Source organism: Meishania litoralis, assembly GCF_042611095.1.
In the GTDB taxonomy this organism is placed as follows: Bacteria; Bacteroidota; Bacteroidia; order Flavobacteriales; family Flavobacteriaceae; genus Meishania; species Meishania litoralis.
This window is the reverse complement of sequence record NZ_JBHFPV010000001.1, coordinates 869,484-895,402: the sequence shown is the minus strand read 5'-3', so window position 1 is coordinate 895,402 and position 25,919 is coordinate 869,484. Positions and strand designations below refer to the sequence as shown.

18 protein-coding genes and 1 tRNA gene are annotated in these 25,919 nt (G+C 39.2%); all 19 read left to right on the top strand.

Annotated elements, in window-relative coordinates; all coding sequences use genetic code 11:
* The first annotated feature begins 21 nt into the window (after positions 1–21).
* The 19 genes from ACEZ3G_RS04015 to ACEZ3G_RS03925 all read left to right on the top strand — a co-directional run bounded on the left by ACEZ3G_RS04015 (position 22) and on the right by ACEZ3G_RS03925 (position 25,857).
* On the top strand, positions 22–951 hold the full coding sequence (locus ACEZ3G_RS04015; RefSeq protein ID WP_432424156.1) for a DUF58 domain-containing protein: 930 nt from the start codon (positions 22–24) through the stop codon (positions 949–951).
* Positions 952–1,105: 154 nt separating this feature from the next.
* Positions 1,106–1,179: transfer RNA gene (locus ACEZ3G_RS04010), tRNA-Asp, on the top strand.
* Between the two features lie 230 nt (positions 1,180–1,409).
* Positions 1,410–2,654, top strand: a complete 1,245-nt coding sequence (locus ACEZ3G_RS04005; protein WP_340200781.1) for a site-specific integrase — start codon at positions 1,410–1,412, stop codon at positions 2,652–2,654.
* 152 nt (positions 2,655–2,806) lie between these two features.
* Complete coding sequence (locus ACEZ3G_RS04000) at positions 2,807–4,051, top strand: SEC-C metal-binding domain-containing protein (RefSeq protein WP_432424155.1); 1,245 nt, start codon at positions 2,807–2,809, stop codon at positions 4,049–4,051.
* A 119-nt stretch (positions 4,052–4,170) separates the two neighbouring features.
* Positions 4,171–4,590, top strand: a complete 420-nt coding sequence (locus ACEZ3G_RS03995; protein ID WP_413788819.1) for an HYC_CC_PP family protein — start codon at positions 4,171–4,173, stop codon at positions 4,588–4,590.
* Between the two features lie 118 nt (positions 4,591–4,708).
* On the top strand, positions 4,709–8,455 hold the full coding sequence (locus tag ACEZ3G_RS03990) for an efflux RND transporter permease subunit (protein WP_340200776.1): 3,747 nt from the start codon (positions 4,709–4,711) through the stop codon (positions 8,453–8,455).
* Positions 8,452–9,672 (top strand): TolC family protein, encoded by a 1,221-nt coding sequence (locus ACEZ3G_RS03985; protein WP_340200775.1) that lies wholly within the window; start codon positions 8,452–8,454, stop codon positions 9,670–9,672. The genes ACEZ3G_RS03990 and ACEZ3G_RS03985 overlap by 4 nt, the downstream gene beginning before the upstream one ends.
* 18 nt (positions 9,673–9,690) lie before the next feature.
* Positions 9,691–10,251, top strand: a complete 561-nt coding sequence (locus ACEZ3G_RS03980) for a DUF3347 domain-containing protein (RefSeq protein ID WP_340200774.1) — start codon at positions 9,691–9,693, stop codon at positions 10,249–10,251.
* Complete coding sequence (locus ACEZ3G_RS03975) at positions 10,252–10,707, top strand: heme-binding domain-containing protein (protein ID WP_340200773.1); 456 nt, start codon at positions 10,252–10,254, stop codon at positions 10,705–10,707. It begins immediately after the preceding gene.
* Positions 10,708–10,785: 78 nt separating this feature from the next.
* Complete coding sequence (locus ACEZ3G_RS03970) at positions 10,786–13,287, top strand: heavy metal translocating P-type ATPase (RefSeq protein ID WP_432424154.1); 2,502 nt, start codon at positions 10,786–10,788, stop codon at positions 13,285–13,287.
* Between the two features lie 25 nt (positions 13,288–13,312).
* Positions 13,313–15,085 (top strand): efflux RND transporter periplasmic adaptor subunit, encoded by a 1,773-nt coding sequence (locus tag ACEZ3G_RS03965; RefSeq protein WP_340200768.1) that lies wholly within the window; start codon positions 13,313–13,315, stop codon positions 15,083–15,085.
* A complete protein-coding gene (locus ACEZ3G_RS03960; RefSeq protein ID WP_432424153.1) occupies positions 15,069–15,446 on the top strand; it encodes a DUF6660 family protein in 378 nt (125 codons plus the stop codon). The genes ACEZ3G_RS03965 and ACEZ3G_RS03960 overlap by 17 nt, the downstream gene beginning before the upstream one ends.
* Positions 15,447–15,573: 127 nt before the next feature.
* Positions 15,574–19,917, top strand: a complete 4,344-nt coding sequence (locus ACEZ3G_RS03955; protein WP_340200766.1) for a CusA/CzcA family heavy metal efflux RND transporter — start codon at positions 15,574–15,576, stop codon at positions 19,915–19,917.
* Position 19,918: 1 nt separating this feature from the next.
* Positions 19,919–21,118: an efflux RND transporter periplasmic adaptor subunit gene (locus tag ACEZ3G_RS03950; protein ID WP_340200967.1), complete on the top strand. Its 1,200-nt coding sequence runs from the start codon at positions 19,919–19,921 to the stop codon at positions 21,116–21,118.
* Positions 21,119–21,139: 21 nt separating this feature from the next.
* Positions 21,140–21,562, top strand: coding sequence for a Fur family transcriptional regulator (locus tag ACEZ3G_RS03945; RefSeq protein ID WP_340200764.1), 423 nt, complete (start codon positions 21,140–21,142; stop codon positions 21,560–21,562).
* A 53-nt stretch (positions 21,563–21,615) separates the two neighbouring features.
* Positions 21,616–22,377, top strand: coding sequence for a cation transporter (locus ACEZ3G_RS03940; protein WP_449288533.1), 762 nt, complete (start codon positions 21,616–21,618; stop codon positions 22,375–22,377).
* 35 nt (positions 22,378–22,412) lie between these two features.
* The gene (locus ACEZ3G_RS03935; protein WP_340200761.1) at positions 22,413–24,359 is read left to right on the top strand and encodes a heavy metal translocating P-type ATPase; all 1,947 of its coding nucleotides are present in this window, start codon (positions 22,413–22,415) and stop codon (positions 24,357–24,359) included.
* An 85-nt stretch (positions 24,360–24,444) separates the two neighbouring features.
* The gene (locus ACEZ3G_RS03930) at positions 24,445–24,930 is read left to right on the top strand and encodes an asparaginase domain-containing protein (protein WP_340200759.1); all 486 of its coding nucleotides are present in this window, start codon (positions 24,445–24,447) and stop codon (positions 24,928–24,930) included.
* 9 nt (positions 24,931–24,939) lie between these two features.
* Complete coding sequence (locus ACEZ3G_RS03925; RefSeq protein ID WP_340200757.1) at positions 24,940–25,857, top strand: LuxR C-terminal-related transcriptional regulator; 918 nt, start codon at positions 24,940–24,942, stop codon at positions 25,855–25,857.
* Positions 25,858–25,919: the final 62 nt, after the last annotated feature.

The following is a 25,919-nucleotide window of genomic DNA, read 5'->3' as shown; positions in this document are numbered from 1 at the left end:
TTTTTGGTTTATATTCGCTTTATGAACCTACAGTCGGAGTTGAACAAGGCCACGCTGTTCCAAAACTTGGAACTTTTGGCGAACCAGGTGGTCGAAGGTTTTATAAGCGGAATACATAAAAGCCCTTTTCATGGCTTCTCGGCAGAATTTGCCGAGCACAAGATTTACAATACGGGCGAAAGTACCAAGCATATCGATTGGAAACTCTTTGCCAAGACCGATAAACTCTATACCAAGCGATACGAAGAGGAAACCAATCTTCGCTGTCACATGATCTTGGACAATTCAGCTTCGATGTACTACCCTGAGGTAAAGAATTTGGGCATCGAAAACTTGAACAAGATAGGTTTCGGGGTTTTGGCCATTGCCGCGTTGATGAATGTTCTGAAAAGACAACGTGATGCCGTCGGGCTGAGTGTTTTTTCGAAAGGGTATGATTTGTATTACCCTGAAAAAGGAAGCGAGCGCCATCATCAAATGCTGTTGGCGAAACTTTCTGAAATCACTTTGGATACCCAACCGTCGAAAGCGACCAACACGTACACCTACCTGCATCAGATAGCGGAGAAGATCAAACGCCGGAGCCTGATTTTCTTGTTTACCGATATGTTCCAGTCCGAGACCGATGATGACCGGCTTTTTGATGCACTTCGCCATTTGAAGTACAACAAACATGAAGTTGTGCTGTTTCATTTACTGGATACCGCTACCGAACTTAATTTTGACTTTGAGAGCACCCCGAAGCGTTTTTTTGATGTTGAGACCGGTGAGCATATCGACCTGTATTCCGATATGGTCAAAGAGGGGTATGAAAAATATATGAAAGCTTATTTCGACAAACTTAAACTGAAGTGCGCCCAGTATAGGATAAAATATGTAGGTGTCGATGTACAGGGTGATTTTTCAAAGGTTTTGAATACGCTGATGATCGAGCGCCAAAAATTTCTTTAGACCTTGGGCCATACGCCAAAATGGGCTTTTATTTTTAAGAAAATTGTTTGCGCAATTGAAATAGCAATGTATATTTGCACACACTTTGCAAAAAGTGTTTGAACAAGATTTGAATTCCGCTGTTGCGGAAGTCTATTTTTAAGATAAAATCATTGGTCTGGTAGTTCAGTTGGTTAGAATACCTGCCTGTCACGCAGGGGGTCGCGGGTTCGAGTCCCGTCCAGACCGCTTAAAGGGAAAACAAAATCCCACAAAACCTTGCAAATCCTATGATTTGCAAGGTTTTATTTTTTTAGAGCAATCATTTAATTTGATATCATTTGCATCTAAAAGGTCACAAATCGTCAACATATCTTTTTTATCATAAATATGTTGACAGAATAACGTAACTTACTCATAATTAAGATAGTTGATTTGACTTTCGTCCAGCGATGTTTAACCATTAAAAGACGACAACTATGCGAACTTCATCAACATTTTCAGTACTGTTTTGGGTATACGGTAAACGTGCCATAAACAACAAAGCAAATATCTACGTTCGACTTACCAAGAATGGTAAGCGTGTGAACATTAGCCTCAAAAAGAAGATAGATGTTTCTACTTGGGATGAAAAAACCCAAAGAGCCAATGGAACAGATAAAGATTCACGTATTCTCAATCTTTATTTGAACGAGGTACAATCAAAGATTTATCGAATATACGAGGACTTCAAAAAGGAAGAAAAGCTATTTACTTCCCAAATGGTCAAAGCCAGATTTTTAGGTGAGGACAAAAAGCGCTTTTCTTTTCAAAATCTTATTGATTATTATAATGAAAAAATGCAGCACAAACTGCATAAAAATACAATGGGTCAATATAAAACTAGCCAAAGATATATGCTAGAGTATATTTTAAAAGAGTATGAGGAAACTGATATTTTTCTTTCTGAACTCGATTACGGTTTTGTCATAGGCTTTGAGGATTTTCTTCGCTCTTATGTTCCCAAAGCAGGACAAAGTAAAATTGGTAACAATACTGCTATGAAGCATATAAAACGTCTTCGTAGAATGGTAACTCTAGCCTACCGGATGGAATGGTTAGACAGAGACCCTTTTGTCAATTTTAAAATGAAGAATGAAAAGAAAGAACGTGAGTTTCTGACAAGTGAAGAGTTACAGAGTATCGAGGACTTGAACTCTTCGATTGAGCGTCTGGTAGTTGTTAAAGATTTATTTGTTTTTAGTTGTTATACCGGTATCTCATATAGTGATATTATTGAGTTGACTAGCAATAATATTGTAATTGGAATAGACGGAAAGCCTTGGATAATGGCCGATAGGGTTAAAACGGGTACACCATTCAAAATTCCGTTATTGTTTCAAGCACAATCTTTAGTTGATAAGTATAAGGACCACATTAGAACCCAAAGTAGCACGAATCTTCTTCCAAAGCTCTCTAACCAAAAACTGAATAGTTATTTAAAGGAAATAGCTGACCTGTGCGGTATCAAGAAGAATCTTACCTTTCATATGGCTAGGCATACATTTGCAACTACCGTTACTTTGAGCAACGGTGTTCCTATTGAAACGGTTTCAAAATTACTAGGTCATACCAAACTATCTACAACTCAAATTTATGCAAGAGTAGTTGAGAAAAAAGTTAGTGATGATATGGCTCTTCTAAGGGATAAAATTGGTCAGAGAGAAATGGAAAGAGCTGTTTGAGAAATTTAATGATTTAGGGGTAAATAAAACTAATTGAATTAAAAAAAAACTTTTCTTAAAACCCAAAACGTTTACCCTAGACCTATGTCTTTAATTTTAACTATTTTGAACAAGGTTAGATTACGTGGAATAATGAGATTAAAATAAGAATTATGTCAATACCTGTAGTACTGGATAAATCAACATTTCAAGGCTTCAATTATGAGGATATAGTTGAACTGCATAAATATTATATCGTGAACGTTACGCCCTTGTTGGTTTCAGAGATTTTGGGTGACCTTGCGAAAGAGGAAAAAGAAGGCAGAAAACCACCTAAAGAACAAGTTACTGACTTAGCGAAGAAAATGTTTCCCTATAATGCATATGTAAATATGGATTATAAAATCTTGGTTGAAAAGTCTTTAACAGGCGAATTTACGACAGCTGATAATAGACCGTTTTTAAGTGCTCAAAAATCTATAAAAACACCTACCAAAAAAGGGATGACTTTTGTTGAAACTGAAGAAGAGCTATCTATAAAGCGATGGAAAAGAGGTGAGTTTGACACAATGGATGAAATTATAGCCGATGTATGGCGAACGGAATCCAAGGATGAAGGTGTAGTTAAATCATTCAAAACAAAATTTAACCATCTTAAAGACATCAAAATAAGAGACCATAAACCTTCAAATCAAGAAAAGTTTTTAAGCCTGAAGGAAAGGTTGAAAGAACGACTTTACATAGAAATTGAACCAGTTGACACTTTAAATCTAGTGATGGATTATTTTGAAATAAATCCTGATTTACAAAATACTATTGAATCCAGATGGAAAAATGAATCACATCCAAATTTACAGAATATGGCAGGTTACGCTATGTATTGTTATGAAGTCGTCTGTCTATACTATATCGGAATCAATAATTCTTTGTGCGGTGAGCGATTAACAAATCTTTTGGATTTAGAATACTTGTTTTATGCCCCGTTTGCAAGAGTATTTAGTACCAATGACAAATTTTTAAGAAATCTGTTTTTTGCAGTAGAACCCAATGATACATTCTTTATTACATTACCAGAATTAAAAGAAGATTTTAAAAAATTCAAAACCTTAAATAAGGAAGGGGAAGTATTTAGTGAACCACCTAATAAAGATTCAGAAACGTATCGAATATGGGATAGTGTTTTTGATATGGAACTTACCCGAAGACTTAAACCATCCGCAGCGGAAATAAAAAGAAAAGAGGCTGAGTTAAAAGAAATTTTCAATATTGCCGAAACTGGAAAAGAAGGTAAATTTGACGGCGAACCAGATTTTGTTACAAAAGAAACTTTTATATCTCCAGATGACCCTTGTCCTTGCAAAAGTGGTAAAGCTTTCAAAGATTGTCATTTAGCTAAAGCCCAAAACAAGACTTGCTAATTACGAATAATATTGATAGAATTATTTAGATATAAAGTTGGAAAAAGTCGTCGCTTACAAAATTAAAGTTCTGTTAATCCTAATAAAAACTGTTAAATTTTTGTAGCTTTGCATTCTAGATGAAGCAGATTTTTCATAAAATATCATCCGTTTTGATGGCTTTTGTAGTCTTGTTTACTACAATGTCATTCACTGTTGATATGCATTATTGTGGGGATTCTTTAGTTGACTTTTCGGTATTTACCAAAGCGGAAAGTTGTGGTATGGAAAAAGCACAACCTGCTAAAAGTTGTGAAAATCCTGTTATGACCGAAAATGATTGTTGTACCGACCAACAGATTGTAAAAGAAGGCAATGACGAACTACAAACATCATTTGACAAACTTACTTTTGAACAACAAACGTTTGTTGTTTCATTCTTCTATAGTTATATAAATCTTTTTGAAGGACTTGATGAGAACATCATTCCTTTCAAAGATTACTCGCCCCCATTTATTGAACGGGACGTACAGATTCTTTACGAGACGTACTTAATTTGATTTTTAGACAGTAAACTATTTGCCCTGCGGTATTCCGTTTTGGGCTCGTTTTGTTGTGTTCTTTTTTCAGAATAACATCAAACCCAACTTTTGTATAACTGTCTAATTATCATTATGTATGCTCAATAAAAGCATAAAATTTTTAATCGAAAACAAACTCGTTGCAGTACTTATGCTCGCTCTATTTGTGGGTTGGGGTATTGTTAATGCACCTTTTGGTTGGGAAACGGGTATTCTGCCAAGTAACCCCGTGGCCGTTGATGCCATACCCGATATTGGCGAAAATCAGCAAATCGTCTTTACCAAATGGCAAGGGCGTTCGCCACAAGATATTGAAGACCAAATTACCTATCCGCTTACTACTTCGTTGTTAGGAATACCAGGGGTAAAAACTATAAGAAGTTCCTCGATGTTTGGATTTTCGAGCATCTATATCATTTTTGAAGAGGATATAGAATTTTATTGGTCGCGAAGTAGAATTCTTGAAAAGCTCAACTCATTACCAAGTGGTCTATTGCCCAATGGCGTAAATCCCGCTTTAGGCCCTGATGCCACAGGATTGGGTCAGATTTTCTGGTACACTCTAGAAGGGCGTGATAAGGATGGTAATGTTATAGGCGGATGGGACTTACAGGAACTTCGTAGCATTCAAGATTATTACGTGAAATATGCACTGTCATCGGCAAGCGGTGTTTCAGAAGTTGCTTCTATTGGTGGTTACGTTCAAGAATATCAAGTGGATGTAAATCCTGAATTGATGCGCCAGTACAGTATTAGTTTGGCTGATATTGTAAAAGCTGTTAAACATAGTAATCAAGACATAGGCGCTCAGACTTTGGAAATGAACCAAGCCGAATATCTTGTCCGTGGATTGGGCTATATAAAGTCTATTACAGATATAGAAAATGCCGTTGTTACCTCTAAAGAATTTACTTCTATCAGGATAAAAGATGTTGGCAAAGTTCATTTAGGACCTGCTACTAGACGTGGCATACTTGACAAAGAGGGTGCGGAAGTTGTCGGCGGTGTGGTCGTGGCTAGATATGGCGCAAACCCTATGGAAGTCATTAACAATGTAAAAGACCAAATCAATGGTTTAAGTGCTGGACTACCGTCTAAAGAATTGGCTGATGGTCGCACTTCACAAGTTACCATAGTTCCGTTTTACGACCGTACAGAACTTATTCAAGAAACTTTAGGCACGCTAAACGAAGCGTTAACGCTGGAAATTTTAATTACCATTCTTGTCATCATCATAATGGTCTTTAATCTCAGAGCTTCTGTTTTAATTTCTGGGTTGTTACCTGTTGCGGTGTTGATGGTTTTTATAACGATGAAACTTTTCAATGTAGATGCAAACATCGTAGCACTTTCTGGAATTGCCATTGCCATAGGTACTATGGTCGATGTGGGTGTAATCCTTTCCGAGAATATTATAAGGCATTTGGATATGGAAAACACAGATGCTGAAGGAAATAAACTACCAATAAATACTGTTGTTTACAATGCTACCGCAGAGGTGTCTGGTGCAATCCTTACAGCTGTACTAACAACCATTATTAGTTTCATTCCTGTCTTTACAATGGTAGGTGCTGAAGGGAAACTGTTCCGTCCATTAGCCTTTACAAAAACAATGGCACTCACAGCATCTATTATAGTTGCACTATTTTTAATACCACCATTTGCAGCTTTTTTATTCCGAAAGAAAAGCCTTAAAAACCCATTCAAATACATCCTAAATATTTCTTTGATAATCGCTGGAATAATCGCAATGGTGTACGGGTTCTGGCTCGGTCTTATATTGATTGCCTTTGGCGCTTCCGGAATTGCTGGATTACAAGAAAAGCTGACCCAAAAAAAAGCAAATCTGGTGAACATCATCATTTCATCTTTAGCCATTGTTTTCCTATTGGCTGAATACTGGCGACCTTTAGGTTTTGACCGAAGCATTGCGATGAACCTCATTTTTGTAAGTGTCGTTTGCTTTGGATTACTAGGCACATTTTGGGTGTTCCGCAAATACTATACAAGAATTTTAAGGTGGGCTTTACGGAATAAACTTCTATTCCTTTCCGTACCAACAACTATAATCATATTCGGTGTACTGATAATGCAGAATACGGGTAAGGAATTTATGCCCTCACTAAACGAGGGTTCATTCCTATTGATGCCAACATCTTTACCACACGCTGGGGTCGAAGAAAACAAAAGAATTTTACAACAATTGGATATGGCCGTTGCCACTATCCCCGAAATAAAAACGGTGGTCGGTAAATCTGGACGAACCGAATCTGCACTTGACCCTGCACCACTTTCGATGTACGAAAACCTTATTCAGTATAAGTCTGAATATATGATGGGTCCGGAAGGAAAACGAGAACGATACAAAGTCAATGATGATGGTCTTTTTGTTTTAAAAAATGACAAGCTGGTCATCAACCCTAACAATGAAGTTGAAGGTGATGCAAATTATGAAGCATCACAACTACAAACTACGGTTATAAGGAATGAATTGATTATTGACGATGATGGCGAGTACTATCGAAATTGGCGTCCTGAAATTGAAAGTCCGGATGATATTTGGAATGAAATTGTACGAGTTACGAAACTACCTGGCATTACTTCAGCACCAAAATTGCAGCCGATTGAAACGCGGTTGGTAATGTTACAGACAGGAATGCGTGCGCCAATGGGTATCAAAGTTAAAGGTCAAAATTTAAGTGAAATCGAAGATTTCGGATTGCAACTCGAAGCCATTCTTAAACAGGCTGAAGGTGTTAAAGAGCAAGCTGTTTTTGCCGACCGTATTGTCGGAAAACCCTATTTACTTATTGATATTGATAGAGAACAACTTGCACGGTATGGCATTTCAATAATGAAGGTTCAGGAAATCTTGCAAGTTGCCGTCGGTGGAATGCCCCTTACTCAAACTGTTGAAGGTCGCGAACGCTACGCAGTACGTGTACGCTATCCTCGTGAACTAAGAGAAAACCCTACGGACTTAAAGAATATTTATGTACCCGTAGAAAAAGGAAATCCTGTTCCTCTAGGTGATTTGGTGAATATTCGTTACGAACAAGGCCCACAGGTCATAAAAAGTGAGGACACCTTTTTAGTGGGTTATGTTCTCTTTGATAAACTGGACGGTTTTGCAGAAGTGGACGTGGTAGAAAATGCCCAAGCGTTGATTAAAGAGAAAATCGATAGTGGCGAATTAACCGTCCCAAAAGGTATTAACTATCAGTTTACGGGAACGTATGAGAACCAATTACGTGCAGAGAAAACTTTGTCCGTCGTTGTTCCATTGGCACTAATAATTATCTTTTTGATTCTTTATTTCCAGTTCCGTTCCGTAGCTACTTCGCTAATGGTATTTACTGGAATTGCCGTTGCTTTTGCGGGTGGTTTCCTAATGATATGGTTCTATGGTCAAGACTGGTTCTTAAACTTCAATTTCTTTGGCGAGAACCTACGGGATTTGTTTCAGATGCACACTATAAATCTAAGCGTAGCGGTTTGGGTCGGGTTCATTGCGCTGTTCGGTATTGCTACTGATGATGGCGTTGTGATGGCTACGTACCTCACACAAACATTTGACCGCAATACCCCTGAAAACAAAAATGAAATTCGTGATTCGATAGTGGAAGCTGGCGAAAAGCGAATTCGACCCTGTTTGATGACAACCGCAACAACGATACTCGCCCTATTGCCGATTTTGACATCGACGGGTCGAGGAAGCGATATAATGATACCGATGGCTATACCAAGTTTTGGCGGGATGCTAATAGCATTGATTACGCTGTTTGTTGTTCCTGTGCTATTCAGTATGAAAAAAGAATTCCAATTAAAACAATCGAGCAAATGAAAAATATAATAATTATAGTATGTCTTTTGCTTGTTTCCACTTTCGCGAAAGCGCAAGAGTTGCAATCCTACATTCAAGAAGCAGAGGCGAACAATCCAGATATTCAAGCGTATGAATTGCGATATAACATTGCCCGTGAAAAGGTAAGTGAGGTCAATACATTGCCCAATACCAAAATAAGTGCAGGCTATTTTGTGAGCGAACCTGAAACCAGAACAGGTGCGCAACGTGCGCGTTTTTCAATATCTCAGATGTTGCCTTGGTTTGGAACAATTACAGCAAGGGAAAATTATGCTAGTTCAATGGCAGAAAAGGAATTTGTAGAAATCGCCATTGCTAAACGCAAACTGGCACTTTCGGTTGCCCAATCCTATTACAGGTTATATGCTAACAAGGCGAATCAAAAAGTACTAGAAGATAATATTCAATTATTGCAAACCTACGAGCGGTTGGCATTAACATCAGTTGAAGTTGGAAAAGCCTCAGCTGTGGATGTATTGCGTTTGCAAATCCGTCAAAACGAACTGCAACAACAGAAAGAAGTTTTAGAGGAAGAATACTTAGCCGAACAAACGGTGTTCAATAACCTGTTGAATCGGAAGGAAAGTATTGCCGTGGAAGTTGTTCCAGAAATGAAAATTCCCGTTGAAGACCTTGTTTTTAGCAATGAAGGGTTGACGCTCAATCCTGAACTAATCAAATATGATAAGCTCTATGAATCCGTAGAACAATCCGAACTTTTGAACCAAAAAGAAAGTGGGCCAAATCTAGGATTTGGGCTAGACTATGTTCCTGTTGCAGAGCGACCAGCGATGAACTTTAGTGATAACGGAAAGGATATAGTGATGCCAATGGTTACACTTTCCATTCCCATTTTCAATAATAAGTACAGTTCTGTTTCCAAACAGAACAAGTTGCGACAACAGGAAATTACATCGCAAAAAAACGAGCGGTTAAATACTTTAGAAACTGCTTTTGCAAAAGCAAAATCACAACGCAATCAAGCACGGATAAAATTCAATACTCAGGAAAAAAATCTTAAGCAAGCTAATGATGCCGAAGAGATTCTAATTAAGAATTATGAAACGGGAACTATCGATTTTAACGATGTGTTAGACATTCAAGAATTACAACTGAAGTTTCAAATTAATCAAATCGCATCAGTGCAAATGTATTATGTACAATCTGCGATAATCAATTATTTAATAAATCAATAAACATAAAAAACGATAACAATGAAAACACTTAAAGCAACATTAATGGCAAGCGCATTAGTACTTACAGCCTTTGCCTCAACGTCTTGTAAAGATGGCAACAAAGAAAAAGTTACAAATTCAACACAAAGTGAAATACAAGTTAAGCAAGGTAAACAAGATGCAAAAGCCCTCGCAGTCCTTAATGACTATTTCAATTTAAAGGATGCGTTGGTAAATGATGATAATTCTAAAGCTAAAACACTTGGGAATACGTTGGCACAATCCCTTAAGTCTTTTGATGAATCGAATTATTCAGATAGTGAAAAAATGGAATTGAAGGACATTATAGAAGATGCCACCGAACACGCTGAACATATTAGTGAAAGCGACATCAAACACCAAAGAGAACATTTTAAGACTCTAAGTAAAGATGTTACAGATTTGGTTACAATTACAGGAACAAATACAAAGCTATACGAGCAATTCTGCCCTATGTATGATGGCGGCACAGCTTGGTTAAGTACAAAAGAAGAAATACGTAATCCGTATTACGGTAGCAAAATGTTGAAATGTGGTAAAGTACAACGAGAAATAAACTAATTGAAAGTAGTTAAAATCATAGCGTGGATTCTAGGGATTGTATTGGTGGGTATTCAATTCATCCCTACCGAACGCAATCAGAGTGATACTGTTCCTGAAACCGATTTTATGATTGCAAACAAAGTACCTGAATCGGTAATGAAAACGGTCAGCACTTCCTGTTATGATTGTCATAGCAACAATACAAGTTATCCGTGGTATAATAAAGTACAACCAATAGCTTGGTATTTACAATATCATATAAACGAAGGTAAAGATGAATTCAATTTTAATGAATGGGGCAACTATTCTAACAGACGAAAGAAAAGTAAGCTAAGGTCAATCATAAGTCAGATTGAGGAAAATGAAATGCCCTTGGGTTCGTACACCTTAGTACATAAAGACGCAATTCTTTCAAACGATAATAAAACAGAGTTAATCGATTATATGAATCTTTTGAAGGATGAATTAGAATAAAGTCCTGATGTGGGAAGGGAATTTTGGTTGATGGTTAATAGCATCCCCTTCCCTTGTCAGGCACAAATATGAATTTAAATGAAACACACCTATCACATACACGGAATGACCTGCAATGGTTGCAGAACCCACGTGGAAAATACACTTTCTAATATAGAAGGGGTAATTAAGGTAGTTGTCAATCTTGAAAAAGGGGAAGCTACCATTGAGATGGAATCACATATTCCCATCGAGAAATTTCAGGAAGCCTTAAAATTCGATGGTGATACATACAGTATTCATAAACTGGGCGAACATCATCACTCGTCAGCTAAAGAGAAAGAAAAGCCTAAAGGTAAAGGAACGGGAACGTTCTATTGCCCTATGCATTGCGAGGGGGATAAAACTTATGACAAATCAGGTGATTGTCCAGTCTGCGGAATGGATTTGGTTGAAGAAATGAATCTATCGACTGCTTCTAATACGCAATACACTTGCCCGATGCATCCCGAAATCGTCAAGGGCGAACCGGGAAGCTGTCCAATTTGTGGGATGGATTTAGTACCTATGGAACCCGACCTGTCCGCAGAGGAAAAGACCTATATAAAACTGCTCAAAAAATTCTGGATAGCGGTCGCATTTACATTACCCATTTTCATAATTGCAATGTCCGAAATGCTGACCAACAATCCATTATATGATATATTGGAAATGAAGTATTGGAACTGGATTCAGTTTGTGCTTTCCATACCTGTGGTGTTTTACGCCACTTGGATGTTCTTTGAGCGTGCGTATCGCAGTATAAAAACGTGGAACCTCAATATGTTTACCCTCATTGGTATCGGTGCTGGTGTTGCTTGGTTATTCAGTGTATTCGGAATGCTCGTGCCTGATTTTTTCCCAGACCAATTTAAGACCGAAGCAGGTACTGTTCACGTCTATTTTGAAGCTGCTACGGTAATTCTCACTTTAGTCCTATTGGGTCAACTGCTCGAAGCTCGTGCTCATAGTAAGACCAATTCTGCTGTAAAAGAACTATTGAAGTTAGCACCTAATAAAGCTATTAAAATAGTGGATGGTGAAGAAAAAGAAGTTAGTATCGACGAGATTGAGTTGGGTGACATTCTAAGAGTAAAACCAGGCGATAAGATTCCTGTTGACGGTGTTGTAACCGAAGGGGAAACTTCTATTGATGAATCGATGATTACAGGCGAACCTCTTCCCGTAAATAAAACTGTAGAAGATAAAGTCAGTAGTGGAACAATCAATGGTAATCAGTCCTTTTTAATGAAAGCTGAAAAGGTTGGTTCGGACACGCTATTATCCCAAATTATCCATATGGTGAATGATGCTAGTCGTAGCCGCGCACCAATCCAGAATTTGGCTGATAAGGTTTCGGGATATTTCGTGCCAGTTGTGGTAATAATTGCCTTGATAACATTTGCAGTCTGGGCGATTTGGGGACCAGAACCAGCCTATGTCTATGCTTTGGTCAATGCCATTGCCGTATTAATAATCGCTTGCCCTTGTGCTTTGGGATTAGCCACACCAATGTCTGTTATGGTAGGCGTTGGGAAAGGTGCGCAGAATGGTGTGCTTATCAAAAATGCGGAAGCTCTCGAAAAAATGGATAAGGTAGATACGCTCATTGTTGACAAGACTGGAACAATCACAGAGGGAAAACCTACGGTCGAAAAAGTTGGGTCTTTTGATAATGGCTTTACCGAAAACGAAGTACTACAATACATAGTGTCATTAAACAGCCAAAGTGAACACCCCCTTGCGGAAGCAACTATTAAGTATGGGAAAGAACAGCAAATGGAATTTCTAAAAGCTAACGGTTTCAATGCCGTTACTGGTAAAGGTGTTGAAGGAAACGTTAATGGAAAAGAAGTGTCTCTGGGCAATGCCAAAATGATGGAAGTCGCAAATGCGAAACTTTCAGATGCTATGGAAAGTGAAGCAAAAACCTTTCAAGAGCAGGGCAAAACGGTCTCCTATATGGCTATTGATGGAAAAGTAGCTGGATATGTTGTTGTAGGCGATAAAATCAAGAAAACAAGCGCGAAAGCTATCAAAGCACTACAGGACAAAAACATTGATGTCATAATGCTTACTGGCGATAATCACGATACCGCCCAAGCGGTGGCAAAGGAACTGAACCTTGCAGATTTTAAAGCAGGAATGCTACCAGAAAATAAATTACAAGAAGTTGAAAAACTTCAGAAAAATGGAAAGGTAGTGGCAATGGCTGGTGATGGTATCAATGATGCTCCTGCATTAGCAAAAAGTGATGTGGGCATAGCAATGGGAACAGGAACAGACGTAGCCATTGAAAGTGCTGCTCTCACATTAGTAAAAGGCGACTTACACGGAATTGTAAAAGCTCGCAATCTAAGCGATGTTGTTATGAAGAACATAAAACAAAATCTGTTTTTTGCACTCATTTATAATACACTGGGCATACCGATAGCAGCTGGCTTGCTCTACCCATTTTTTGGAATTCTGCTGTCGCCGATGATTGCAGCTTTGGCAATGAGTTTTAGTTCCGTATCTGTAATAGTAAATGCTTTGAGGTTACGTTCCAAGAAAATTGATTAGAAAAGTTAATTAAAATTGAAAAGTTATGAATAAAAACATTTTATACATCAGTATCGCAGCTCTTTTAGGACTGCTCGGTGGGTGGCTCATTTTTAGTGGTGGTTCTATCGAAAAAGATGAGACGGATATGACCGAAACGCACGACCATTCAGGCGAAAATGCTGAACAGATGTGGACGTGTTCTATGCATCCACAAATTATGCAACCAGAACCTGGGGATTGCCCCATTTGTGGTATGGATTTAATTCCAGCTGAATCTAGTGCTGATGGTCTTGCGATGAACGAAATAAAGATGACGAAAAATGCAATGGCTTTGGCAAACATTCAAACCACTATTGTAGGCAATACATCTGCGGACAACGAGAATATGATTTCCCTTTCAGGAAAAATTAAAATGAATGAGGAAGAAAACGCGATTCAAGCTAGTTATTTTGACGGCAGGATTGAACGTCTCAATGTCAACTTTGAAGGTCAGGAAGTAAGAAAAGGACAATTGCTTGCCACTATTTATGCACCAAATTTGGTAGCGGCTCAACAAGAATTGATTACCGCAGCTTCGCTTAAAGCATCTCAACCAGAATTATACAAAGCGGTACGCAACAAGCTTAAACTTTGGAAGCTTTCAGAAAGCCAAATCAATAGTATAGAGGAATCTGGAAAAGTTAGAGAAAACTTTCCTATATACGCTACCGTTAGCGGCACAGTATCTGAAAAAATGGCTTCTGAAGGCGACTATGTAAAACAAGGGCAACCGATTGTAAAAGTTAGCAATTTAAATTCCGTCTGGGCGGAATTTGATGCCTATGAAAATCAGATTTCTGAATTTAAAAAAGGACAAAAAATCAAGGTTACTACCAACGCCTATCAAAATGAAGTATTTGATGCTACGGTTTCCTTTATAGACCCTGTTTTGAATACCCAGACTAGGACAGTAGTAGTGCGTGCTAATTTGAAAAATAACAAAGGACTTTTTAAGCCAGGAATGTTTGTCACAGGTAAAATCAAAAGCAAATCAAATGGTTCAGAGGCTCAACTTCGCATTCCAGCGAGTGCTGTGTTGTGGACAGGTGAACGCTCATTGGTTTATATAAAGACCAATCCCAATGAACCAGTTTTTGAAATGCAGGAAGTAACACTCGGCAATAGAGTTGGCGACATATTTATGGTTGCTTCTGGATTACAAGAGGGTGATGAGATAGTAACCAATGGAACATTCACGGTAGATGCAGCAGCGCAGTTGCAAGGTAAGAAGTCAATGATGAACAAATCAGGCGGCAAAACTATGACGGGTCACGAAGGGCATTTAGGAACGCAGAATACAGGTAATGAAACCAATGGTAGTTCAACAATGCAAATGAAATTACCAAAGACATTCCAAATTGCGTTTCAATCTGTTTTGAAACCATATCTTAAAATGAAAGACGCCTTTGTAGCTAGTGATTCTCAAAAGGTTTCAACTTTCTCAAAAAACACCTTGGAAGAATTAAAGTCTCTTTCTGATTCAGGTTTGGGTAAAATGGAACAAGCTCATATTTCCAAAATCAAAAAGATGTTGTTGTCAATTGCTGAAAGTGTTGACATTGAAAATCAGCGTAGTCATTTTGTTGTATTGAACCAAAATTTCGTACCGATTGTAAAGACTATACAAGGCTTAAACCCGAAGGTATATATTCAAAAATGTCCAATGGCAAATAATAACAGAGGGGCATTCTGGATAAGTAAGGATAAAGAGATTAACAACCCATATTATGGGGAACAGATGTTAACTTGTGGAAGTGTAATTGATTCGATTCAATAGTGTAACTCATCTTTGCAACACAGTTGCACGAAAATATTTTTATCTTTGTAACTTGAAATATTTTGCATTCATACTATCAATTTACTTTCTGGCACTAAACTTAGTGCCTTGTAGCGATACTGCGGAAACAAAAGATGATTCCCAAGTAGTGTTTGTAGTTGATTTTGATGGCGAACACGACCAAGGCTGCGAATTGTGCTCGCCTTTCTGTGAGTGTCAATGTTGCCACTGTCACAGTATAGACTTTGGTATTGTGCCTTTTGAGCCACTACAGCCAGTAATTCCACAAGATAACTTTGCCCACTTTGATAGCTTGGGCAAAGACATACCCCTTTCCCTTTTTCAGCCCCCTCGGGCATAATTCAGTTTTGATGGGATAGCTATATCCTGTTTTGATATATCCAAATTTGGATATATCAATACTGCGCGTTGTATTGTATTCAATGTGTTCAATGCAAATATAAACTGAATTAATACCCTCTTTATCTATGATTAACAGAATCATTGAGTTTTCAATCAATAACAAATTCATTATCGGTCTGCTTACATTGGCTCTAATTGGTGCCGGTATTTATAGTATGACCCAAGTTCCCATTGATGCTGTGCCGGATGTTACCAATAATCAGGTACAAGTCATCACACAATCGCCCAATCTGGGCACAGAGGATATCGAGCAATTCGTAACCTATCCAGTAGAAGTTGCGATGAGTAATTTGCCCAATGTAAAGGAAATTCGCTCGGTTTCGCGTTTTGGACTTTCCGTGGTTACCATCGTTTTCGATGACGATATGGGAACTTACTTACCCCGTCAGCTTGTTTCCGAAAAACTGACCGAAGTACGTGAACAGATTCCTGAAGGGTTTGGTCAACCTTCTATCGGTCCAATTACCACAGGCTTAGGCGAAGTCTATCAATACACCCTAAAAGTCGAACCTAATTTTCAAGATAAATATTCCTTATCCGATTTGCGTACAATGCAAGATTGGATTGTGCAACGGCAAATGGCAATGGTACCTGGCGTTGTGGAAATTAATGCCATCGGCGGAAAAATAAAGCAATATGAGGTCGCCGTTGACCCTAACGAATTAAGGGCAATCGGACTAACGATTACGGATGTTTTTAAGGCATTGGAAACAAATAACAAAAATACGGGTGGTGCGTACATTGAGAAAAACCATCAAGCCAACTTCATCCGTGGCGAAGGTTTAGTGCGAAGCCTTGATGATATTAAAAAAATAGTCATTAAAAATGAAAATGGTTTGCCCATTACCGTAAGCGATGTTGCCGATGTACGGTATGGTTCAGCTGTTCGATATGGGGCTTTGACACAGGATGGCGAAGGCGAGGTCGTTGGTGGGTTGGTTATGATGCTCAAAGGGGCAAATTCAAACGATGTCATTGTCCGTGTAAAAGAGCGAATGGCCGAAATACAGAAGTCCCTACCGGAAGGGGTTGTCATACAGCCTTTATTGGATAGAAGCAAGTTAATAAGCGAAACCACGGGAACGGTACGAAACAATCTCTTGGAAGGCGCACTCATCGTAATTTTCGTCTTGGTCTTCCTCTTGGGTAACTGGCGTGGTGGGTTGATTGTAGCTTCCACTATTCCGCTGTCCCTATTGTTCGCATTTATTCTTATGAACGTTTTTGACGTATGGGCGAACCTGATGAGCTTAGGTGCTATCGATTTTGGCATTATCGTAGATGGGGCGGTAATAATCGTGGAAGCCAGCGTATTCTTAATGGGAAGCTACATCTTAAAAAAGAAGTCTTTAAACAAGGAAAAACGTGATGATATAGCCGCAAATGCATCAAAAAAGATGATGAACGCTGCCTTCTTTGGGCAATTGATAATTCTAATTGTGTTCTTGCCCATACTGGCGTTGGAAGGTATTGAGGGCAAAATGTTTCAACCAATGGCGCTTACATTCATATTTGCTATGATAGGTGCTATGTTTCTTTGCCTAACCTATGTACCAATGATGTCCGCAATATTTTTAAAACCACCCAAGACAGAAAAGAAATCGTGGGGCGACCGTTTTGTATTTTGGGTGCAAAGAAAGTATAAACCTCTTTTATTACGAGCTTTAAAAAAAGGAAAGTGGGTCGTGGGTATTGCAGTTGCAACATTCGCAATAGCTGTATTTGTATTTTCCAAAATGGGTGGCGAATTCATTCCTCAACTAGATGAAGGTGATATTGCATTTCACGCCATACTTAAGCCTGGAAGTTCGCTCAGCGAAACCATAGAGACCACTACCAAAGTCGAGCGTATTATAAAGGCGGAATTTCCCGAAGTGGATAAAATAGTAAGCCGTATCGGGGTGGCCGAAGTACCCACGGACCCAATGCCAATGGACTTTGCCGATGTGTTTGTCATACTGAACCCAAAGGACGATTGGGTGTCCGCTGAATCTAAGGATGAGCTTATCGACAAGATGAAGGAAGCGGTAAGCATTATCCCGGGCGTTAATTTTGAGTTTACCCAACCCATCGAAATGAGGTTCAATGAACTTTTGGAAGGCATCCGTGAAGATGTTGCTATTAAAATTTATGGTGAGGATATCGATGTTCTTGCTGCAAAAGCTAACGAGATTACTAAAATCATTGCGGGGACCGAAGGCATAGGTGATATGAGGGCGGAAGCAACTTCGGGACTGCCCCAGATGACGATAAAGTACAATCGCAATAAACTGGCACAATACGGGGTCAGTATTGACCAACTGAATATGATGGTGCAATCCGCCTTTGCAGGCGGATATGCAGGTGTCATCTTTGAAGGCGAAAAGCGTTTCGATTTGGTCGTTAGGCTCAACGAGCAAAACCGAACCGACATCAACGATATAAGGAATCTGTTTATCGATTTACCGAACGGTTCCCAAATTCCACTTCAAGAATTGGCAAATATCGAGTACACACCAGGACCGATGCAGATAAGTCGCGACAATACCAACCGCAGAACCTATGTAGGTGTAAATGTACGTGGACGTGATGTGGAATCCTTGGTTAAAGAGATTAAGGACAAACTGGATGCAAATCTTGATTTACCACCCGGCTATTTTATTCGGTATGGCGGTGCATTTGAAAATCTCGAAAGGGCAAGTGAGCGATTACAGGTCGTCGTCCCGATTGCTTTATTGTTGATTTTCATTTTGATTTATTTTGCATTAAAATCCTTTCCGCAGACCTTAATGATTTACGTGGCTATCCCTATGGCGACCATAGGCGGTATTTTTGCCCTATGGCTCAGGGATATGCCCTTTAGTATTTCCGCAGGGGTCGGCTTTATCGTGCTCTTTGGGGTCGCAGTATTGAACGGACTGGTAATGATTAGCGGTCTGAACGAACTAAAGGAAGAAGGTGTAACCAACTTGAAAGACCGCATTGTTGAGGGAACAAAACGCAGAGTGCGCCCCATTATGTTGACGGCATTTACCGATATTTTAGGATTTCTTCCTATGGCGATTTCAGCTTCTGCAGGGGCAGAAGTGCAACGACCCTTGGCAACCGTGGTAATCGGTGGATTGATTACTTCCACGCTCTTGACGCTCTTTATCCTTCCCATTTTTTATCAATGGGTAGAGAAACGTTCAGAACGGAAGAAAAAACCCAATCCAAAATTCGTTACCGCTACGGCAGTAGTCTGTCTATTGTTTACGTCCAATTTGGTGAAAGCCCAACAAGTCCGACCGAAAGACTCACTACCGGTTATCTCATTGGAACAGGCAGTGGAAATCTCGAAGAAAAACTATCCGCTTTTGAAAACAAAACAGTTGGAAATCCAAAAACAGAACGCCCTTAAAGGCACGGCTTATGACCTTGGCAAGACCCAAGTTTTCACGGGCGGTGAGGAAGTAAGAGTGGGTCAGGGTGTCTATACATTGGTTGGTGTAGGGCAGCAGAACATCAATCTGTTCGGAATCGGTGCAAAGAAGCGTTTACAAAAACATCGTATCACATTGGCCGAAACTGCTCTTGACCTTTCCGAACTGCAAGTGGAACAGGAAGTAAAAAAGGCGTGGTCGCTGGCATACCAACAGCGACAGAAATATGAACTGTACCGTGAACTGGATTCCATTTATTTACAGTTTGAAAAGGCCATCGAACTCAACTTTGAGGTAGAAGCCATTTCAAGATTGGAATATTCTTCGGCCACAAATCAAGCCTTGCAAATCAACAATAAATTGCAACAGGCAGAAAGTGATTATTTCATAGCCCTGCAAAAGCTCAATCTTTGGTTGGTCTCAGAAACGTATTACACGGTTCCCGACATACTGAACGAAAGTGAAATATCCGTTTTGGAAATACCTACAAGTATAGAAAATCATCCAGAATTGAAACTTTCGCAAAGGCGCATCGACGAAGCCGAAGCGAACTATAATGAAGCCCGTACCGATTTGCTACCGAAGTTGAACCTACAAGGTGGACTTCAACAGGTCGATGGCAATAGCGGATTTTACACCTATCAAGCAGGCATTTCCGTCCCATTATTTTCAGGCACACAGCGTAGTCAGGCCAAAGCCGCTAAAATTGACAGCGAAATTGCAAAGGCGAATGCGGATTTTACCCAACGCCGAATGCAATCCGAATATCAGCAAGCCGTACAGTCCTATCAGAAATGGAAGGCATCTTGGCAATTTTATAGGGGCAAAGCCTTGCCACTCGCCGAGGAACAGCGCAAAGGTGCATTGCTGGCATACAAAGAAGGTGCGGTGGACTACGCCGCGTTCACGCAAATTATACGGGATGCCATACAGACCGAAATGGACGCACTGAACACTCTCGACAATTATTTAAAATCAGTTTTTGAACTACAATATTTCAAGCAATAAAATGAAAAATATATCCAAATACACAATTATCGGGCTACTGGCAATACTTTTAGGGTTGACCGCTTGTGGCGATTCAAAAAGCGAAACTAAAGAGAACACAGAAATAAATTCCGAAATGGAAGAAGGGCATTCCGAAGGCGAAGTCGAAGAAGTATTATTGACGGAAAAGCAGTTTAACGCCCTGCAAATGAAAGTGGATACTTTGCATATGCGCAATATGAGTGGTTATGTGGAAGCCAACGGACAACTCGAAGTGCCACCACAAAACGAGGCCACCATAACAACGGTTGTAGGTGCCAATGTGGTTTCCATAGAGGTTATCGAGGGCGATAAGGTCAACAAAGGGCAAACAGTCGCCTATCTCTCACACCCCAACATCATACAAAAACAGACGGATTACCTCAATGCATACAGCAATAGAGAATTTCTCAAAAAAGAATATGAGCGACAAAAAACGCTGTACGATGCAGGGGTGGGAAGCGGTGCCAATTTTCAAAAGGCCGAAGCGGAATATCAGGCCTCGCGTAGTATGGTAAACGGATTGGAAGCCCAACTAAAGCAATTGAGTATTAGTGCTTCTGGGCTAAGAAACGGCACAATTTACCAGCGTGTGGCATTACGAAGTCCCATTGAAGGATTTGTTCAAAAAGTAGAAATCAAAACAGGGCAATATGTAGAACCACAGACCGATTTAATGGAAATCGTGGACACCCATCACGTACACGCGGATTTGATGGTTTTTGAAAAGGATGTTTACAAAGTCAAAGTAGGACAGAAAGTTCGGTTCAACGTCCAATCCATACCGGGTAAAGAACTTACTGCGGAAATATATTCCGTAGGAAAGACTTTTGAGCAAAACCCCAAGGCAATACACGTACACGCTGAAATCGAGAACAAGGAAGGCAACCTCATACCAGGAATGTACATTCGAGGGCGCATTCAAATAGATGGTTCCAAAGCTATGGCACTCCCCGAAAGTGCCATAGTTACTAACGGTGATAGGTTCTTTGTGTTTTCAGCTAAAAAAGAAGGTGATAATTGGGCTTTTATGCCCTATGAAGTAACAAAGAGCACTCAAGATGGTGAGTGGGTTTCCATCGATTTTCTGACCGAACAAGAAGCGAACACAAAATACGCATATAATAATGCCTACTATTTAATCGCAGAAATGAAAAAAGGCGAACTTGGTGATGATGACTAACATACAGATTAGAACGAACATATGAGTGAAATTGAAAAATTATTGAATGAAAAAAAGGTACGCCCGACAGCGATGCGCATCCTTATCTACAAGTTTATGGCACAAAAGAATAGTGCGGTTGCTTTGAAAGATATTGAATCTGCTTTTGAAAAAGCGGATAGAACCACATTGTACCGTTCCTTAAAAACATTCGAGGAAAAAAACGTGGTGCATCAAATAGATGACGGAACTGGAATCTCTAAATACGCCCTTTGTGAAGAAGGCTGTAATTGTGAAATAGAACAAGATTTGCATTTACATTTTCATTGTTCCAATTGTAATGAAACTATTTGTTTGACCGAACATAGAATTCCGCAAATTAATTTACCGGATGGATATTTGGCAGAAGATGTTAATCTCGTGGTTACAGGAATATGTGAAAAATGCAGTAGTAATTTACTTTAATATACAAACAAATTAGATTGATTTTGAAAAAAAGCACTTTTAAAATAAGTCAGATGGATTGTCCATCGGAAGAGCAGATGATTCGGATGAAGTTGGATGGTTTTGAGCAAGTCAAGTATCTTGACTTTGATATACCCAACAGAAAGTTGGAAGTATATCATCTGGATGGAATCGAAGAAATTCAAATATCTGTAGCCAGTTTAAAACTTGGGGATTCCTTTGAGGGAACTACAGAGGCCGAACCACCAGTAGTGGAAGACCAATCCAAACAAAAAAGAATTCTTTGGTGGGTCTTGGGTATTAATTTCGGTTTTTTTTTAGTAGAAATGACTACTGGTTGGATATCAGACTCAATGGGTCTTGTGGCAGATTCATTGGATATGCTGGCAGATTCCATCGTTTATGCATTAAGCCTTTTTGCAGTAGGTGGTGCCATTTCCAGAAAAAAGAAAGTGGCAAAATTAAGCGGATACTTTCAGATGGGGTTGGCGACGCTTGGGTTTGCCGAGGTCTTAAGAAGGTTTTTTAGCAATACCGAAACACCCCTGTTTCAATGGATGATTATCGTTTCAATTTTCGCATTAGCGGGTAATTTGATATCGCTTTGGCTCATCAACAAGACCAATAGCAAAGAGGCTCATATGCAGGCAAGCGCCATTTTTACTTCCAACGACATCATAGTCAACGGCGGGGTAATACTTGCGGGTGCACTTGTCTATTTTTTGGATAGTAAATGGCCTGATTTGGCAATAGGCGGAATTGTATTTGCATTTGTAATGCGCGGCGCTCTGAGAATACTCAAATTATCAAAGTAGTTTTTGAAATGACATCAAATGTGATTAAAAAATAAATGAAAAAGAAAAAAGTAAACTTACGCGATTTGAACCCTAAGGAACATCTGGATAACCACAGCAATCCTGAACAAGTATCTAGTTTCAGAACCTATCTACCTGCAATTTTCAGTTTTGTGATGCTGATAGTTGGTATTGCCATTGATTATTTTGATGCCTTTCCATTTTTCAAGGGGTGGGTCAGAATCGTTTGGTACTTGGTGGCTTACATTCCAGTTGGGTTTCCCGTTATCAAGGAAGGATGGAACAGTATTAAGAATGACGATTTTTTTACTGAATTTTTTCTGATGTCTATTGCCACTTTGGGTGCATTTGCCATAGGCGAATACCCCGAAGGTGTGGCAGTAATGCTATTTTATGCCGTGGGTGAACTGTTCCAAAGTGCAGCGGTTAATCGTGCGAAAGGAAACATTAAGGCTTTGTTGGACGCACGACCTGATGAAGCGGTGGTTTATCGTGATAGGAATTTTGTTGTAGTCAACCCCGAAACAGTCGAGATTGGCGAAAAGATACAGATACGCGTGGGCGAAAAAATTCCCTTGGACGGCATTTTGTTATCCGAAAAAGCATCGTTGAATACGGCTGCAATAACTGGTGAAAGCAAACCCGACACCATTGCAAAAGGCGAAAAAGTTTTTGCAGGAAGCATCAACCTCAATGGTGTCATTCAAGTGGAAACCAATAAAGAATTTAAGGACAGTTCCATTGCCCGAATTTTGGATATGGTACAGAATGCGACTGCAAGAAAATCAAAGACAGAATTATTTATACGGAAGTTCGCAAGGATATATACACCAATCGTTGTGTACCTCGCCATTGGCCTGACCTTCCTGCCTTACTTTTTTGTGGACGACTATGTGTTTAGGGATTGGCTCTACCGTGCCCTGATATTCCTAGTGATTTCCTGCCCCTGTGCATTGGTTATTTCTATCCCTTTAGGCTATTTTGGTGGATTAGGCGCAGCATCGCGCAACGGTATTCTATTCAAGGGCGCGTCCTTTCTGGATGCAATGACCAAGGTAAATACGGTGGTAATGGACAAGACCGGAACCGTTACCAAAGGGGTTTTTAAAATCAAGGAAATCAAGTCCATCACATTTGACGAAGCTGAGTTTATGAAATACCTGATGGCGGTTGAAGAACAATCCACCCATCCCATTGCCAAAGCGATACTGGAATATAAAGCGGATGGTTTGGATTATAAGGCGACCGATGTTTCAGAGGTTGCCGGAAAGGGACTAAAAGGAACGGTCAATGGAAAAACGGTGTTGGTCGGTAATAAAGCTTTGATGGCCTCAAACAACATAGAGGTTCCTTCTGAAACGGATAATGTTGTTGAATCCATTGTGATGGTTGCCATAAACGGAAAATTTGTAGGCTATGTAACGATTGCTGACAAATTTAAAGAAGATGCCCATCAAGCTATCAAGCAAATAAGGGAAGCAGGTATATCAAAAATCATAATGCTTTCGGGCGATAAAGATTCCATTACACAACAGGTTTCCAATGAACTCAATATTGATTGGGCAAAGGGCGGCTTGCTACCAGAAGATAAGCTGAACGAAGTAGAAGAACTAAAAAAGCAACCAAATACAAAGGTAGCCTTTGTAGGCGACGGTATTAATGATGCACCTGTGCTTGCGGCAAGCGATGTAGGTATTGCAATGGGCGGTTTAGGTAGTGATGTTGCTATTGAAACGGCGGATGTCATCATCCAAACCGACCAACCGAGCAAGATTGCACGAGCAATTAAAATTGGTCGTTCTACCAGAAGAATTGTATGGCAGAACATTGGTTTGGCATTTGGTGTGAAAGCAATAGTTCTGATTTTAGGTGCAGGTGGATTAGCTACAATGTGGGAAGCAGTCTTTGCGGATGTGGGTGTCGCTTTGTTGGCCATTTTAAATGCGGTACGATTGCAGAGAATGAAATGGAAGGAATCTTAGAATTCCTGACCGCCACAATTGACTGAATGAAAATTAATTACAAATAATAACCATTATATTTATAGGTCACAACAAGTCCTATTTTATGATACATATAATCACAACAGGCGGTACAATTGAGGGGCTGGACTATGATACAGAAAATAAGCAGACCCAAGAAAATAAAATCTCAATTGAGGAATTTTTTAAGTCGGCAAATGTTTCATTTTCCTATTCGATAGAAAATGTCCTCAATAAAGATAGTCGCTTTATTACAGATGATGACCGCCGGCTTTTGGTTGATAAAATCAAAGCTACGAGCGCGAGAAAAATAATATTAACCCACGGTACTTTCACTATGGAAGATACCGCAAAATATATCGGAAAACTTAACCTAAAGAAAACGATAGTCTTGGTTGGCTCATTTGTTCTAGGCACATCCAATGGTACAGATGCCCCTTTTAATTTAGGTTACGCCTTATGCTCAGTTCAATTTCTAAAACCAGATGTATATGTAGCAATGAACGGTACTATATTTCATTGGGGAAATGTGAAAAAAAATTTAGAAACCAACAAATTTGAGCAGCGATGAAAAAGATAAATGTTTGGAACATCAATACATTGGACTACTTTTTTCTATCTTTTATTAGATACAGTCATTGTATTGTTTACACTCTACTATTCAACTAGAAAAGATTCAAGTGGTTATAAACGATTTTTATCTTTGGGTATACTATTCATTACTTATAATCTAACCGGTGGTTTTTTGCCAATCAAGAATTTTCCTGGCCCTCTTATTCTTCAGTATATCATAACCTATGGTGTTGCCATAGCTTTATGTGTTTATATAGTTTACTACCTCTATAAAGAATATGATATCATAGTATTAAAGTACAATTCTTCCATTAGAAATTTGGCGATTTTGTCTTCTGGAAGTTTTATTATACTATTTTTAATCCCATACTTCTTTACTTATTCCTTGGACTCTTCAAGGTTACTTTTTACCATACCTATTTCAATTCTTGCCTTTGTGTTCTTAGGAATGTTTTATGAAAGAATTTCACATCCAAACAATCCAAATGAATATATCCTACGTCGTAACAGATTATCGATGATTAGTGTGACAAGTATTGCATTGTTACCTATATTGACCTTAATCGGGGATTTTCAATGGTTGACTTTTACAGTTATGAACACAGCTTTTTACGCCATATCCATTATAGAAATAGATAGACATTTATATTTTTTAGAAAACAAGACCAAAATGTACGAAGTATTTGCTATGAGCAAAGAACAAGCAATTCACTCAGCAGATACGAAAATTATTTACGAAAACTTGACAAGAAGGGAAATAGAAATTACCTTGTCCATTCTGAGCAATCTTAGTTATAAGCAAATAGCCAAGGATTTATTCATTGCTGAAAGTACCGTCTCCAAACACGCTTCAAACATCTATAAAAAAACAGGTGTAAAAAATAGAAGACAATTCATTAATCGATACCGAAAAAAGTCGAAGTAGCGTTGTTCCTAATACTAGAGCGATTACCGTAGGAAAATACGGTTTATTCCGTAGATATCTAC

What these genes read in the sequence shown, in the direction of transcription:
- ACEZ3G_RS03965 (WP_340200768.1), top strand. Translation starts at nt 13,313, where the DNA reads ATGAATAAAAACATTTTATACATCAGTATCGCAGCTCTTTTAGGACTG.
- ACEZ3G_RS03995 (WP_413788819.1), top strand. Translation starts at nt 4,171, where the DNA reads ATGAAGCAGATTTTTCATAAAATATCATCCGTTTTGATGGCTTTTGTA.
- ACEZ3G_RS03950 (WP_340200967.1), top strand. Translation starts at nt 19,919, where the DNA reads ATGAAAAATATATCCAAATACACAATTATCGGGCTACTGGCAATACTT.
- ACEZ3G_RS03930 (WP_340200759.1), top strand. Translation starts at nt 24,445, where the DNA reads ATGATACATATAATCACAACAGGCGGTACAATTGAGGGGCTGGACTAT.
- ACEZ3G_RS03980 (WP_340200774.1), top strand. Translation starts at nt 9,691, where the DNA reads ATGAAAACACTTAAAGCAACATTAATGGCAAGCGCATTAGTACTTACA.
- ACEZ3G_RS04000 (WP_432424155.1), top strand. Translation starts at nt 2,807, where the DNA reads ATGTCAATACCTGTAGTACTGGATAAATCAACATTTCAAGGCTTCAAT.
- ACEZ3G_RS03985 (WP_340200775.1), top strand. Translation starts at nt 8,452, where the DNA reads ATGAAAAATATAATAATTATAGTATGTCTTTTGCTTGTTTCCACTTTC.
- ACEZ3G_RS03935 (WP_340200761.1), top strand. Translation starts at nt 22,413, where the DNA reads ATGAAAAAGAAAAAAGTAAACTTACGCGATTTGAACCCTAAGGAACAT.
- ACEZ3G_RS03940 (WP_449288533.1), top strand. Translation starts at nt 21,616, where the DNA reads ATGGATTGTCCATCGGAAGAGCAGATGATTCGGATGAAGTTGGATGGT.
- ACEZ3G_RS03955 (WP_340200766.1), top strand. Translation starts at nt 15,574, where the DNA reads ATGATTAACAGAATCATTGAGTTTTCAATCAATAACAAATTCATTATC.
- ACEZ3G_RS03925 (WP_340200757.1), top strand. Translation starts at nt 24,940, where the DNA reads ATGTTTGGAACATCAATACATTGGACTACTTTTTTCTATCTTTTATTA.
- ACEZ3G_RS04005 (WP_340200781.1), top strand. Translation starts at nt 1,410, where the DNA reads ATGCGAACTTCATCAACATTTTCAGTACTGTTTTGGGTATACGGTAAA.
- ACEZ3G_RS04015 (WP_432424156.1), top strand. Translation starts at nt 22, where the DNA reads ATGAACCTACAGTCGGAGTTGAACAAGGCCACGCTGTTCCAAAACTTG.
- ACEZ3G_RS03990 (WP_340200776.1), top strand. Translation starts at nt 4,709, where the DNA reads ATGCTCAATAAAAGCATAAAATTTTTAATCGAAAACAAACTCGTTGCA.
- ACEZ3G_RS03945 (WP_340200764.1), top strand. Translation starts at nt 21,140, where the DNA reads ATGAGTGAAATTGAAAAATTATTGAATGAAAAAAAGGTACGCCCGACA.
- ACEZ3G_RS03970 (WP_432424154.1), top strand. Translation starts at nt 10,786, where the DNA reads ATGAAACACACCTATCACATACACGGAATGACCTGCAATGGTTGCAGA.